The sequence below is a fragment of the Corynebacterium auris genome, from assembly GCF_030408575.1.
In the GTDB taxonomy this organism is placed as follows: domain Bacteria; phylum Actinomycetota; class Actinomycetes; order Mycobacteriales; family Mycobacteriaceae; genus Corynebacterium; species Corynebacterium auris.
Map to the genome: position 1 here is coordinate 1,560,323 of NZ_CP047047.1, position 14,169 is coordinate 1,574,491.

Annotated in this window: 12 protein-coding genes; 2 read left to right on the forward strand and 10 right to left on the reverse strand. The window is 69.3% G+C overall.

The window, feature by feature from the left end:
• Positions 1-7: 7 nt before the first annotated feature.
• Positions 8-1,693 (forward strand): ATP-binding cassette domain-containing protein, encoded by a 1,686-nt coding sequence (locus CAURIS_RS07470; RefSeq protein WP_290341418.1) that lies wholly within the window; start codon positions 8-10, stop codon positions 1,691-1,693.
• On the opposite strand, the gene CAURIS_RS07475 is transcribed toward CAURIS_RS07470, so the two are convergent.
• On the reverse strand, positions 1,690-2,292 hold the full coding sequence (locus CAURIS_RS07475) for a WKL family lipoprotein (RefSeq protein WP_290341419.1): 603 nt from the start codon (positions 2,290-2,292) through the stop codon (positions 1,690-1,692). The genes CAURIS_RS07470 and CAURIS_RS07475 overlap by 4 nt on opposite strands.
• A gap of 117 nt (positions 2,293-2,409) precedes the next feature.
• On the opposite strand from CAURIS_RS07475, the gene CAURIS_RS07480 reads away from it, so the two are divergent.
• Positions 2,410-3,348: an asparaginase gene (locus CAURIS_RS07480; RefSeq protein WP_290341420.1), complete on the forward strand. Its 939-nt coding sequence runs from the start codon at positions 2,410-2,412 to the stop codon at positions 3,346-3,348.
• Here the strand turns inward: CAURIS_RS07480 and CAURIS_RS07485 are convergent.
• The 9 genes from CAURIS_RS07485 to CAURIS_RS07525 form a co-directional block, all read right to left on the reverse strand.
• Positions 3,331-4,734 carry a DNA polymerase IV gene (locus CAURIS_RS07485; protein WP_290341421.1) on the reverse strand — a complete coding sequence of 468 codons (1,404 nt, stop codon included), beginning with the start codon at positions 4,732-4,734 and terminating at the stop codon, positions 3,331-3,333. The genes CAURIS_RS07480 and CAURIS_RS07485 overlap by 18 nt on opposite strands.
• A gap of 33 nt (positions 4,735-4,767) precedes the next feature.
• The gene (gene ileS / locus CAURIS_RS07490; protein WP_290341422.1) at positions 4,768-7,956 is read right to left on the reverse strand and encodes an isoleucine--tRNA ligase; all 3,189 of its coding nucleotides are present in this window, start codon (positions 7,954-7,956) and stop codon (positions 4,768-4,770) included.
• 315 nt (positions 7,957-8,271) lie between these two features.
• The gene (gene wag31, locus CAURIS_RS07495; RefSeq protein ID WP_290341423.1) at positions 8,272-9,252 is read right to left on the reverse strand and encodes a DivIVA-like cell division protein Wag31; all 981 of its coding nucleotides are present in this window, start codon (positions 9,250-9,252) and stop codon (positions 8,272-8,274) included.
• A 214-nt stretch (positions 9,253-9,466) separates the two neighbouring features.
• Positions 9,467-9,772: a YggT family protein gene (locus tag CAURIS_RS07500; RefSeq protein WP_290341424.1), complete on the reverse strand. Its 306-nt coding sequence runs from the start codon at positions 9,770-9,772 to the stop codon at positions 9,467-9,469.
• 169 nt (positions 9,773-9,941) lie between these two features.
• Positions 9,942-10,427, reverse strand: coding sequence for a cell division protein SepF (locus CAURIS_RS07505; protein WP_290341425.1), 486 nt, complete (start codon positions 10,425-10,427; stop codon positions 9,942-9,944).
• A gap of 72 nt (positions 10,428-10,499) precedes the next feature.
• Positions 10,500-11,216, reverse strand: a complete 717-nt coding sequence (locus CAURIS_RS07510; protein ID WP_290341426.1) for a YggS family pyridoxal phosphate-dependent enzyme — start codon at positions 11,214-11,216, stop codon at positions 10,500-10,502.
• Positions 11,217-11,222: 6 nt separating this feature from the next.
• On the reverse strand, positions 11,223-11,981 hold the full coding sequence (pgeF, locus tag CAURIS_RS07515) for a peptidoglycan editing factor PgeF (protein ID WP_290341427.1): 759 nt from the start codon (positions 11,979-11,981) through the stop codon (positions 11,223-11,225).
• Between the two features lie 36 nt (positions 11,982-12,017).
• The gene (gene ftsZ, locus CAURIS_RS07520) at positions 12,018-13,235 is read right to left on the reverse strand and encodes a cell division protein FtsZ (RefSeq protein WP_290341428.1); all 1,218 of its coding nucleotides are present in this window, start codon (positions 13,233-13,235) and stop codon (positions 12,018-12,020) included.
• A 174-nt stretch (positions 13,236-13,409) separates the two neighbouring features.
• Complete coding sequence (locus tag CAURIS_RS07525; RefSeq protein ID WP_290341429.1) at positions 13,410-14,165, reverse strand: cell division protein FtsQ/DivIB; 756 nt, start codon at positions 14,163-14,165, stop codon at positions 13,410-13,412.
• Positions 14,166-14,169 lie beyond the last annotated feature (4 nt).

Here is a 14,169-nt window from a genome sequence, read left to right on the forward strand (position 1 = left end):
TCTCTGCATGGTTGCTCCGCTGCACATCGGCCTCGACGGCGTCTCCTTTTCCTACCCCGGGGGCCAGCGCGTCCTCACAGACATCTCCTTCGCCGTGCCCTCCGACTCGGTGACTGGCCTGATCGGCGAAAACGGCGCGGGCAAGTCCACGCTCCTCTCGCTTGTCTCCGGGGCGCTCACCCCGGATAGCGGCACGATTATTTCCCCTCCTGTGACCGGTTTCATCCCCCAGGAGACGGACCTCCCTTTTACCGCCCCGGCGTCGCAGCTCATCGAGAGCGCGGTGGCGCAGCTGCGCGACATCGAGGCGCGGATCACGGAGCTGTCCGAGCGCATGGCCACGGACCCGGTCGCAGCCGATGAGTTCGACCGCACCTTGGCGCTCGCCCAGAACAACGGGGTGTGGGAGCTCGACGCGCGCATCGCCACCGTCTTGGCGGGCCTGGGCCTGGCCAACGTGCCCCTGTCCACCCCGCTCGGGGAGATGTCAGGCGGGCAGCGCCGGCGCTTCGCCCTGGCCACCCTGCTGCTTCGCCCCGTCGACGCGATGGTGCTGGACGAGCCGACGAACCACCTCGACGACGCCGCGGTGGACTTCCTCGTCGGCGAGCTCGCGGATTTTACCGGCCCGGTTCTGGCTGCCAGCCACGACCGCTACTTCCTCGACGCCTCCTGCGACGGGCTCGTCGACCTCGACCCCGGCCTGGGTTCCGAGGGCGGCTACGGGGAGGATACCCGGCAGGGCACGCGCTTTACCGGCTCCTTCACGGACTACCTCGCCGCCCGCGAGGCCCGGCGGCGCCGCTGGGAGGCGGACTACGCCGCCCAGGAGCACGAACGCGCCCGGCTGGAAAAGGCCGCGGACGTCGACGCGAGCGAGGTCTTTCACTCCCAGGAGAACAAGACCGAAACGCGCAGCGCCGCGAAGTTCTACGCCGACCGCGCCGCGAAGACCGTGGGCAGCCGCCGCCGCTCCGCCGAAAACCGCCTCGCCGAGCTCGACGCCCGGGCGCTGCCCGCCCCGCCGAAGCGCCTGGAGTTCCAGGGGCTGCCGCCGAGCGCGACCGCGAGCCTCGGGGTCCCCGCCGTCGTCGCGCGCGACCTTGCGGTCGCCGGGCGCCTCGAGCCGCTGAGCATCAAGGTCCAGCCCGGCCAACAGCTCCTGGTGGAGGGGCCGAACGGGGCCGGCAAGTCCACGCTTTTGGCGATCCTCGACGGCAGCCTGCGCGATTACGAGGGCGAACTGGTCATGCCGGAGGAGATGACGGTGGCGCGCCTCGCGCAGGACGACACCTGGGCGGACCTGAGCCGCACGGCTGCCGAGGCCTTTGCGCGCACTACGCCGGAGGGTGTGCCCGACCTCGTGGAGATGGGCCTTTTGAACGAGAAGCAGGCGGCCAGCCCTCTGGAGTCTTTGTCCTTCGGGCAGCGCCGCCGCGTCTCGCTCGGCATCATCCTGTCTTCCCCGCCGGACCTGCTGCTCCTCGACGAGCCCACAAACCACCTCTCCCTCGCGCTTGCCGAGGAACTGGAGGAGGCGCTGGTGGACTTCCCCGGCACCGTGATTATCACCAGCCACGACCGGTGGTTGCGCCGCCAATGGCGTCGGCGCGTGGAGTCCCGGGACTCGCGCGCCAGGATCCTCACGCTGTCGACGCTGTGGACCAGCGAGGTCTGGCGCGACGAGCGCTAGAGCTGCGGAGCCGGCGCCTGCTCCCCGGCGGGAGCGCCCTCGGCGGGGGCCGACTCCTCGTCCGCCGGCGCCTGGGTGCGGCACATCTCGGGCACCTGCTCGGGCGGCACGGTGTTGGTCACCAGGGTGCAGGCCCAGGACTGGGAGAGCTTCCAGGTGCCGTCCTCGTAGATGAACTCGACGTTTTCCGCCAGCTGCGACTGCTGGTCCGGGGCGGTGAAGTTAACGGTGGCCAGCGCGGTGTTCGGGGAGTAGCCGGGCAAAACGGGGTCCACGACCTGGAAGTTGGCGCCGGATTCCTGCTGCGACTGCGCCATGACGTCGAAAAGCTCAGGCGCGGTCTCGCCGCCCTGGACCGTGTTCACGCGCTCCTCGATGGGCAGGTTCGGGTCTGTCGCGCGGACGAGGACCGCGTTGAGCTCCGCCGCAGTGGGCAGCTCGGCGGCCGGGGCCTCGGCGGCGCTGCTGGAGCCGGAGGTGGTGGGGGTGGAGTCTGCGGCGCCGTTTTCGCCTTCGTCGTTCGAGCAGGCGGCGAGCGTCACTGCGGCTCCGAGCGCGGCGAGCGCAGCAGTAAACTTCTGTGCTTTCGCGGATTTCACGGTTTCTCCTTGTTCTCCTTGAGCTCTGCGGGGCACCGGCGGGCCGGTTTCCATCCGGGCTAAGGTTACCGATGTCGAAAGATAAACCCCAACCAACAAACCGATATTCGCGTATTCATGACTATTCCCCAGCAACCTGGAACCTTCGTCCTCGTCATCGCCACCGGCGGCACCATCGCCTGCACCACCGACCCGGACACGGGCGCGCGCACCCCCACCCTGTCCGGCGAGGAGCTCGTCCGCGCTGCAGACCCGCTGGAAACGGTCCGCGTCTACGACGCCGCCCAGCTCGATTCCTCGTCCATCGGCCTCGGCGAGATAGACACGCTCGTCGACCTTGCTCGCCGGGCGCTTGCCGACGCCCACATCGGCGGCATCGTCATCACCCACGGCACGGACTCGATGGCGGAAACCGCGCTCGCGCTCGACCTGTTCCACGACGACCCGCGCCCCATCGTGCTCACAGGCGCCCAGCTGCCCGCCGACCACCCGTCCGCGGACGGGCCGACGAACCTGAAACGGGCGATCTCGCTGGCCGCCGACCCGCTCTCGCGCGGCCAGGGCGTCATGGTCACCTTCGGCGGCGACACGCTCGCCGCCCGCGGCCTGCTCAAGCGCGACACCACCGAAAAGCGCGCCTTCGCCTTGACCGCCCCACTCCCCCTGCCGCGCCCCACCCCGCTCGCCCCCGCCCCGCTGGCCGGGGTGAACGTACCCATCCTGCGGGCCTGGCCCGGCGCGGACGGCGAGCTCGTCGACCTCGTGCGCGCGGCACACCCGGACGGGATCGTGGTGGAGGCGCTCGGCTCGGGCAACGTCTCGGCCGGGATGGGCGAGGCTCTCGGGCGCGTGCTCGACGCCGGCATTCCCGTCGTGGTGGCCACCTCCGTCCCCTTCGGGGAGGTCACCTTCGACTACGGCGGCGCCGGCGGCGGGTCGAGCCTGGGCGAGCGCGGCGCGCTGCCCGGCGGCTGGCTCCGCGCGGGCCAGGCGCGCATCGCCCTGGCCGCGGCGCTGGCGACCGGCGCGGAGCCCGCGCTACTGCTCGGCGTCTAGCGTCTGGCCGAGCCAGTCCTGCCAGGCCAGCGACTCGATCGGGTCGCCGGGGGCGAGCAGGGGGTCGGCGGCGTCCAAGGTGACGGTTGTGCCCGGACCCGTAGCCCGCGTTTCAAAGCGGACCGTCACCCGTCCGTGGCCCGCGCCCTGCACCCAGCCGTGGCCGTGGTCGGGGTGATACACGTCCTGGGTGGGCCGCCACTGCCCCGCGGCGCGCGACGGGGCGGGCTCGACGTGGACCTCGGCGTCGACCTCGTGGTCGCTGACGCCGCTTTCGTAATCGGCCTGCTCGGCGCGGCGGGCGGCGATCTGCCTGTCGAGTTCGGGGAAGAGGACGTCTTGCAGTGACTCCTCCAGCCCCGAGTAGGATACCCCGACCAGGCGGATCGGGCCGACCTCGCCGGGGTAACGCACCAGGTTGAAAGCGGTGGCGCGAAGGGTGTCTGCGTCGTCGGTGGCGTAGGGCAGCGTCGCGGAGCGGGACTCGATGCGAAAGTCGGCCATGCGCAGCTTGACGCTGACGGTGCGCGCCCCGCGGCCGTCGCGAAGCAGGCGGCGATGTGCCTCGGCGGCGGCGCGATCGAGCGCCGCGTCGACCTCGGCGGTGGTGGTCAGATCGCGCGGGTAGGTGTGCTCGGCGGAGATCTGCTTTGCCTCGGCGCGCGGGGCGACCGGGCGCTCGTCGACTCCGCGGGCAAGCTGCCACAAGTGGCGGCCCACCACCCCGCCGAGGGCGATCTCCACCTCCTTTTCCGACAGCCGTGCCAAATCCCCGATCGTCTCCACCCCGGCGGTGGCCAGCTTCGCCTGCGTCACCGGGCCCGCGCCCCACAGCTCCCCCACCGGCAGCGGGTGGAGGATGTCCAGCTGCTGTGTGTGCGGGATAATGAACACGCCGTCCGGTTTGGCCAGGCCAGAGCCGATCTTCGCGTACTGCTTGCCCGAGCCGGCGCCGATCGACGACGGCAGCCCCGTCTCCTCCTTGATCGCGGCGCGCAAGGAATTGGCCCAGTCGCGCACCTCATCGGGCGTTGCCCCGGCGAGCGCGCTCGGCTCCATGTAGGCCTCGTCGATGGACAGCTGCTCTACGGCATCGGCCTCGACGTGGCGGGCGATGACCTCGAAAACTCGGCGCGAGGCGGTGGAGTAGACGGCGCGGCGTGGTTCCACGAGCACCGCCTTCGGCCCCACCAGGCGCGCCGCGCGGTGGGTGGGCATGGCCGAATGCGCCCCGTAACGGCGGGCCTCGTAGCTCGCGCCGGCGACCACCCCCCGGCCCGAGACCCCGGCGACGAGCACCGGCCTGCCCCGAAGCGTGGGCCGCGTGAGCTGCTCGCAGGAGGCGTAGAACGCGTCCATGTCGATGTGCAGCACCCAGCGAGTCATGGTCACCAAAGCTATCGCGGCTGCCCGCCTGCCCTAGGAGTTTCTCGCCACGGAGGCGGAAACGCCCTCGACGACCTCGTGCTCGAGCGCTTCGCCGGTGACCACGTCGAAGGACGTCGCCAGCGTCTCCGCGGCGATGTGTTCGGCGTGCTCGCGAGCCCAGTCCTGCTTGTCTGCCGGGACGCTGAGCACCACGCTGATCCGGTCGGACACGGCGAAGTCCTCGCTCTTGCGGGCGTCCTGCAGGCCGCGGATCACGTCCGCGGCCCACCCCTCGGCCTCCAGCTCGGGGGTCACCGTCGTGTCCAGCACGACCAGGCCGTCTGTGCCGCCCTCGCCGGTCACGCGGGCGGTGGATTCGGGGTTTTCCGCAACCAGGCGCTCGGTGTAGAGCTCCGGGGTGAGCACGATGTCGCCGTCGACGACGACGTTGTCGCCCTCGCGCACGTAATTGCCCGCCTTGACGTTCTTGATCGCGCGCTGCACGTCGCGGCCCAGCTGCGGGCCGGCGACCTTCGCGTTCACCACCACCTCGAAGCTGCCGGCGGAGTCGACGTCGTCGGTGAGCTCGACCTCCTTGACGTTGACCTCGTCGCGGATGGTGGAGGCGAAGTCCGCCAGTGAGGCGGAGTTCGGCAGCGCCACCGTGAGCTTCGGCAGCGGAAGGCGGTTGCGCAGCTTGTTGGCTTTGCGCACGGAGCTTGCCGCGGAGCACACCGCGCGGGTGGCGTCCATCGCGCTGACCAGGTCGGCATCGGCCGGGAGGTCGGCGGCCGAGGGGTAGTCGGCCAGGTGCACGGAGCGCCCGCCGGTCAGGCCGCGCCAGATCACCTCGGAGGCGTAGGGCAGAAGCGGGGCCACGACGCGGGAGACGACCTCGAGCACCGTGTAGAGGGTGTCGAAGGCCGCCGGGTGCTCCTCCTGGCCCGCCCAGAAGCGGTCGCGGGAGCGGCGCACGTACCAGTTGGTCAGGGTGTCGGCGAACTGGCGCACTTCGTCGCAGGCGTCGGCGATGCGCGTGCCCGCCAGCGCCGCGTCGACTCCGGCGACGAGGTCGTGGGTCTTGGCTAGGATGTAGCGGTCGAGCACGTTGTCCGAGCCTGTGGACCAGGTGGCCTCGGCCGAGGAGTAGAGCTGCAGGAAGCTGTACGCGTTCCACAGCGGCAGCAGCGCCTGGCGCACCCCCTCGCGGATGCCCTGCTCGGTGACGATGAGGTTGCCGCCGCGCAGGATGGGCGAGGACATGAGGAACCAGCGCATGGCGTCGGAGCCGTCGCGGTCGAAGACCTCGTTGACGTCCGGGTAGTTGCCCTTCGACTTGGACATCTTCAGCCCGTCGTTGCCCAGCACGATGCCGTGGGCGACGACCTTCTTGAAGGCCGGGCGATCGAACAGCGCCGTGGCCAGCACGTGCTGGACGTAGAACCAGCCGCGGGTCTGGCCGGAGTACTCCACGATGAAGTCCGCCGGCTGGCGCGCGTCGTGCTCCTCGACGTTGTCGAAGGGGTAGTGATACTGCGCGAACGGCATGGAGCCGGACTCGAACCAGCAGTCGAGGACGTCGGGCACGCGCCGCATCATGGACTGGCCCGTCGGGTCGTCCGGGTTGGGGCGCACCAGCTCGTCGATGTAGGGGCGGTGCAGCGAGGTGGGGCGCACGCCGAAGTCACGCTCGAGCTCATCGAGTGAGCCGTAGACGTCCACGCGCGGGTACTCCGGGTTGTCGGAGACCCACGCCGGCACCGGCGAGCCCCAGTAGCGGGTGCGCGAGATGTTCCAGTCGCGCGCGCCCTCGAGCCACTTGCCGAACTGCCCGTCGCGGATGTGCCCGGGGATCCACTCGATCTGCTGGTTGAGCTCGACCATGCGATCGCGCACGTCGGTGACCTTCACAAACCAAGCGGGCAGCGCCATGTAGATCAGCGGCTCGCCGGAGCGCCAGGAGTGCGGGTAGGAGTGCACGATGGTCTGGTCCCGCAGCACACGCTTCTTCGCCTTGAGGTCACGGATGATGTCGCGGTTGGCGTCGAAGACGAGCTTGCCTTCGTACTCGGGCACGAGCGAGGTGAACTTGCCGTCGGCGTCGACCGGGATCACCAGGTCGATGCCGTATTCCTGCGTGGTGGCCATGTCGTCCTCACCGAAGGCGGGCGCCTGGTGCACGATGCCGGTGCCGTCCTCAGTGGAGACGTAGTCCGCGACCAGCACCATGAAGGCGTTGTCTTGGTCCGCGAAGTAGTCGAAGACCGGGGTGTATTCCAGGCCCTCAAGCTCGGCGCCGCGGAAGGTGGAGACAACGGTGGGGTTCTCGCCGAGCTCCTTGGCGTAGGCGCCGAGCAGGTTGGTGGCCAGCAGCAGCTTCGCGCCGACGAACTCGGCGGCGCCGTCGGTTCCGACCTCGACGAGGGAGTACTCGATCTCCGGGCCGACGGCGAGCGCGAGGTTCGACGGCAAGGTCCACGGCGTGGTGGTCCAGGCGATCGCGGCGGCGCCGTCAAGTTCCGGGTGCCCGCGCCACGTGTCCTGGGCCGGGAATCCCTCGCGCGCGCCCGTCAGCGGCAGGGTGACCGTCACGGTCGGGTCCTGGCGGTCGCGGTAGGAGTCGTCGAGGCGCGTCTCCTGGTTCGACAGCGGGGTGTGCTCCGCCCAGGAGTACGGCAGGACGCGGAAGCCCTGGTAGATCAGCCCCTTGTCGTAGAGCTCCTTGAACGCCCACATGACGGACTCCATGTACTCGAGGTCCATCGTCTTGTAGCCGTTGTCGAAGTCGACCCAGCGGGCCTGGCGGGTGACGTAGTCCTCCCACTCCCCCGCATACTGCAGCACGGAGGTTGCGCAGTACTCGTTGAACTTGTCCAGGCCCATGGACTCGATCTCGCCCTTGTCCTTGATGCCGAGCTGCTTTTCGGCCTCCAGCTCGGCGGGCAGGCCGTGGCAGTCCCAGCCGAACACGCGCGGAACGTGGTAGCCCGACATCGTGCGGTAGCGGGGCACGATGTCCTTGACGTAGCCCGTCAGAAGGTGGCCGTAGTGGGGCAGCCCGTTAGCAAACGGGGGGCCATCGTTGAAGACGTATTCCTCGCCGCCTTCGCGGTTGCTTAACGACGCCTCAAAGGTCCCGTCCTTCTGCCAGTACGAGAGCACCTCGCGTTCCATATCGGGGAACTTCGAGCTGCCGCCCGTCATATCCACCTTGGGGTAAACGCCGCCGACGTCCGACATCTTTTCTCCTTCACTCACGGTTGTGTCCACGCTGGTGCAGGGACGCGGCCCGGGCCGCGCGGTACCACCCTGCTTGGGGCCTTGGACGGACCCCCGCTTCATTTGTGGTGAAGGAAGTGACGTCTCCCCGTAACGTCCGGTTCTACTGGGCCGCCCCGTTTTAGGGCTGCTGTTCTTCCGGAAACGCTCCCCGGTGATGGCCGGATCGATGCGTGCTCGCTAGATGCGGTGTCTAGTGTAGTCCACCGGCACGCGGGCGTGAAAGGCTCCCCCGGCCGGACGGCCGGGGGAGCCCACCTCCCAGGCGCTAAGCGCCTACTTGTCCTCGTTGCCGCCCGGGGCGAAGGTGCCGCGGGTTTCCAGCTCCTCGAGCTGGGACTGCAGCAGGGTCTTCAGGCGCGTGCGGTACTCGCGTTCGAAGGTGCGCAGCTCGCCGATGCGGTTTTCCAGGGCGGTCTGCTGCTGCTTGACCGTGTTCATGATCTCGGTGTGCTTGCGCTCCGCGTCGCTGCGCAGCTTCGCGGCCTGCTCCTCCGCCTGGCGGATCTGCGCCTCGGCGCGAGAGTTGGCCTCGCTGGTGGTCTCGTCGGCCTTGCGCTCTGCGTCGCTGACGAGCTGCTGGGCGCGGGACTCCGCCTGCTCCGTGGTCTCCCTGGCCTTCTTCTCGGCGTTTTCGAGCTGGGTGCGGGACTGGGTCTCGGCGTCCTGGATCTGGCGCTGCGCCGCGCCGCGTGCCTCGTCGAGCATGGAACGCGCCTCGGCCTGGGCCTCGGAGGTGAGGCGGTCCGCCATCTCCTGCGCCATGCCGAGGACCTTAGCGGCCTGGACGTGGGTGTCCGCGGTGGCGTCACCGGCGGACTGCTGCGTGGCGGGCTGGGCCCCGTCTGTCTGCTGTGCGGACTGCTGGCGGGCCTTGTCTGCCGCCTCGTTGGCCTCCTTGCGGGCACGGGTGGCGTCCTCCTTGGCGGAGCGAGCCTCGTTCTCCGCACGGGTCTTCGCCTCTTCGGCCGCGCGCAGCTTCTGCTCGTAAGTGGAGCGCAGCTCCTGCTCGATCTCCTTGCGGATCGCGGCCTCGTCCACGCCGCTGTCGCGGACCGGCGCTGCGGCGGCGGGCTGGCCGCCCTTGCCCAGCTCCTCGACGCGAGCGCGCAGCTCGTCGTTCTCGTCCTGCAGCTGCGCAAGCGTGTCCTCGACGAGGTCGAGGAACTGGTCAACCTCGTCCTCGTTGTAACCGCGCTTGCCAATCGGCGGCTTGCTAAAGGCAACATTGTGCACGTCTGCTGGTGTGAGCGGCATTAGCGATCCCTTCGTGTTGTCCCACCCGTTGCCACGGGTGCGCGAGCGAATCCCAGCGTGTGGGAAATGCCCAGACAGTTCGTTGTATTTTCCTTATTGAACAGAGAGTGTAGCCGAGACAACCCCGCGCTATGTGTATTTATACCCTCAATATCGACCGGAGGGTGAGCCCAGCGCCACAAAACGCGTTTCCCCTGCCCCCGGCGCTTCCTGCTTACAGGAAGGGCATGACAAGGAAGACCTGCGCAAGTACTTGGGCAATGGCCAGGATAAGAAAGAGGACAATGACGCTCACGTCCAGGCCCACTCCCCCGCTGAGGCGAAGCGGCGGGATGAGGCGGCGCAGCGCCATGACCGGCGGGTCGGTGACCACGAACATCGCCTCCGCCACCACCATGAACCACCGGGGCGGTGCGAATTGCTTCGAAAACGACTGAATCATCTCGACGATGATCCGGATCACCACCACCGTGGTGTACAAGCCGATGAGTGCGCAGATAGCTGCTCCAAACAATGCCACGCGGCCAGCCTACAGCCCGCCTGACCGACTGGGATAACCGCGTGCCGGGCGGGCGCCACCGCCGGGCAGCCCGCAACACGCGAAAAGGCCAGCAGCTCGTAAGCTGCTGGCCTTTTGACCGGCGCCTGACGCACAAGCCGGTCACGCACACGCCCCTGAAGCAAAACCCCTAGCGCAGGCGCGCGGCGCGCTGCAGCTCAGAGGAGGTAAACGGGGCGTTTTCCGGGGTGATGGCGAAGACCCGGCGCCCGGTGTCCATCCCGCGGGTCAGGTTGTGCATCCGCCCGCGCAGGGCGAAGCACAGCCCGGCGGCGAAGTCCACGAGGCGCTTCGCGTCGGCGGCGTCGAGGTCGCTCAGGTCCATAATCACCGCGTCGCCGTCGCGGAAGGGCTCGCCGATCTCCTTCGCGTCGTTGTAGCTGCGCGGGGTGGCGGTGACGATCGCGGGCTCCAGGGTGCGCGTGTAGGTCCCGCGGTAGTCGTGGCGCGGGGCGGCCTCGGAGTAGGGGCGCTGGGGGGCGCGCTCGTAGGCGGTGGAGCCGCCGTCGGTGTAGTCGTCGTCGTCGTAGTAGGCGGGGTCCTCGTTGTAGGCGGCCTCGTTGTAGTTGTACGGGCCGAGTCCGAAAAATTCCTTCGCGGTGCCGAAGATGGACATGTTTTTGCTGCTCCTGGGGTCGTTTTCGGGGTGGCGCCGCAGCAAGCGGCGGCGCGGGGAATCACATCGCTGTTAGCCTACGGGCCGCGGCCCCAGCACCCCGGTTCCGACACGCACGATATCCGAGCCACACGCGATTGCCTTCTCAAAGTCGCCCGACATCCCGGCGGACAGGACGAGGTCTCGGCCGAGGGAGGCGGCGTGGGCGTCGGTGATCTCGCGGGCCCGGGTGAACACGGGCACCGGGTCGGCGTCGAGGGGCGGCACCACCATAAATCCGGCGAAGCGCAGGTGCTCAGACTCAGCCACAGCCGCGACCACCTCGTCAACCCCGCCCGCCGGCACTCCCCCGCGCGCCTCGTCGCCGTCGGCGGACAGCTGCACGAGGCAGGGCAGGACGCCGCTTTCGCGATCCCCGCGCTCGAGGGCGAGCGCCATCCCCCTTTCCAAACCGCGCGCCAGCTTGACGGAGTCCACGGAGTGGACCTGGCTTGCCCAGCGCGCCACGGAGTTGGCCTTCTTCGACTGGATCTGCCCAATCATCGCAATGCCCACGTCAACTCCGCCCTGGGCGAGGTGCTCGGCCTTCGCGCGGGCCTCCTGCTCGCGGTTTTCTCCCACCAGGTCGATGCCCAGCCCGGCGAGGATCTCGATGTCCTCGACTGGGTGGAACTTGCTCACCGGCACCAGCCGGACACTGCCCGGCTCGCGCCCCGCCTGCGCTTCCGCCGCCGCAATGCGCTCGCGCACTGCCTTTAACCGCGCCGCGATCTCGTCCGTCCTGCTCATCTTCGTCTACCCTTCCTTTCGTGTCGTGCCCGTCAACCAAATCACTCCCGCCTGGCGCCCCGTCGTGCCGTCGCGCCGGTAGGAGAAAAAGTCCCCGTCCGTGATGGTGTCGCGCGGGTCCGCGTCGACATGCGTGACGCCGAGCTCGAACAGCTGCCGCACGATCCCTGCCCGCACGTCGAGGCCCGGGCTCCCCTGCGCCGTGCGCGTCATCGAGCCGGGCAAGTGCTTTTCGACGTCCCGGGCCATCTCCAGGGGGACCTCGTAGCTGCTCCCGGCCGCGGCTGGGCCGAGCAGCGCCGTGATCGTCCCCGGGCTGGCGCCGCGGCTCACCATGGCCTCGACCGTGCGCGCGACAATCCCGTTGCGCGCGCCAATGCGGCCCGCGTGGGCGGCGGCGACGACGCCGGCGCCGTGGTCCGCGAGCAACACCGGGGTGCAATCGGCGACCAAGACGCACAGGGCCAGGCCGGGCGTGGTGGTCACCACGGCGTCGGTGGCCGCGACGGGGCGCTTTTGCGGGCCGTCTACGAAGGTGACGTTGTTGGTGTGCAGCTGCTCCATCCACACGAAGTCCTCCGGGGCAAGGCCCACCGTCGCGGCGAGGCGCCGGCGGTTCGCCGCGACGGCCTCGGGGTCGTCGCCCACGTGGTCGCCGAGGTTGAAGGAATCGTACGGGGACGCAGACGCCCCGCCCGCACGGGTGGTGAACACCATGCGGACGGGGCGGTCCTGGACGGGGGTGCGCTCGCGTGCGGATGTCATGACCCCCACCCTAGCGAGCGCTCCCCGCGCCAAGCGTCAGCGCAGGAAATCCGGGACGTCGACGTCGTCGTCCTCCCGCGCGCGGTCGGCGCCGTCGCGCCCGGAACGGGTGAACAGGCCGGAGCTGCGCTCCTCATAGCGGTGGCGCGGCTGGTACTCCTCGTGGCGCTCCTCCTCGGCCGGGGCTGCGCTGCGGTCGTCGAAAAGCGAGCCGCGGGCGGGCGCCGGGGTCGGGGACTCGGCGGCCTGGCCGTTGTCCGCGGCGGCGTTGTCCTGCTGGCCGGAGGCGGACTCGGGGCGCGCGTTGGCCTTCTCGTCGAAGCCGGTGGCGATGATGGTCACGCGCACCTCGTCGCCGAGGTTGTCGTCGATGATGGTGCCGAAGATGATATTGGCGTCGTCGTCGGCCTTCTCCTCCACGATGGAGGCGGCGTTGTTGACCTCCATCAGGCCGAGGTCGGATCCGCCCGCGACGGAGATGAGCACGCCCTTGGCGCCCTCCATGGTCGTCTCCAGAAGCGGGGAGTTGATCGCCTGCTCGGTGGCCACCATCACGCGGTTTTCCCCGCGCGCCGAGCCCACGCCCATGAGGGCGGAGCCCGCGTCGGCCATCACGGAACGCACGTCGGCGAAGTCGACGTTGATCACGCCGGGGATGGTGATGAGGTTCGTAATACCCTGCACGCCGTTGTAGAGCACCTCGTCCGCCGCCCGGAAGGCCTCCATCATCGACAGCTCCGCGTCGCCGAGCTGCAGAAGGCGGTCGTTCGGGATGACGATGACGGTGTCGCAGACCTCCTTCAGGTTCTCGATGCCCTCCAGCGCCTGGCGCGTGCGGCGCTTGCCCTCGAAGGAGAACGGGCGGGTGACCACGCCGATGGTCAAAGCACCCATCTTCTTGGCGATCCCGGCGACGACCGGGGCCGCGCCCGTGCCGGTGCCGCCGCCCTCACCGGCGGTGACGAAGACCATGTCGGAACCCTTCAGGGACTCCTCGATCTCCTGCTTGTGATCCTCGGCGGAGGTGCGCCCGACCTCCGGGTTCGCGCCCGCGCCGAGCCCGCGGGTGGCCTCGCGCCCGATGTCGAGCTTGGTGTCGGCGTCGGTGAACAAAAGTGCCTGCGAGTCGGTGTTGACCGCGACGAACTCAACGCCCTTGAGCCCTTCTTCGATCATGCGGTTGACGGCGTTGACGCCGCCGCCGCCAACACCGACGACGCGGATCATGGCGAGGTAGTTGGCTGGAGAGGTCATGGAGAGATTCTCGCCTTTCAGGTACGTAGAACTTTTTCGGGAACAGTAAGCAGGCTCATGCGCAGCATGCAACGCTTCCCCATCATGGGCCACGAAACGCCCAAAGCCCGGTTTTTGCCTCGGCGTGTTGCAACCCTAAACCTTCACTTTAGGGTTGTGACCTGGGCTTTCGCGCTAACGCACCGTCACCAGCTCGGGGTTGGACACGTTGAACTCGCTGCCCTCCCTGTGCACCACCGCCTCCAGTGCGCGAGCCTTGTTCTCGTTGTCCTCGCTGGCGCCCCACACCACCGTGCGCTCGTCGCCAAGAGTGAGCACGAACGTGTGGGGGCTGCGCGCCTCGATGGAGGCGACCTGCCCGCGCATTTCTTCGCTTATCGACGTCACGATCGACACCGCGTCCCTGCGCACGCGCTCGTCCTGCAGCGCCGAATCGGCCAGGCGCACCGCCCCGGGCGGCGGGTCGCCCACGGTGAACGCCTCGCCCTCGGTGTCGATCAGCTGCGTCCCCTCGGCGGTCTCCGTGTAGGCGACGGCGACGTACTCGTCGACGGCGACGGTGATGGTGGAGGGCCAGTCGCGCCCCACGGTCGCGCTTTTCACCCACGGCAGCCCCGCCACCCCGGAGGCGGCCTGGTGGGCGTCGACACGCGCCATCGGCGTACCCTCCTCGATGTTCGTCGCGGCGGCGACCTCCTCCTCGCTGAGTTGGCGCGCCCCCTCGACCTCGATCGAGCGCACGGGCATCGCCGGGGTGAAAGGCGCTGCCACCGCGGCCGTGAGCGCCCCTACGACAACCACAACGACGGCCGCGACCGCCCAGGTTCCCCCGCGGCGCGGCGCCCGGCCGTCGTCCTCCTGCTTGTTTGCGGACTGCCTGTTTGCGGACTGCTTGTTTGCGGACTGCTTGTTTGCGGACTCTGCCGGCATTGCC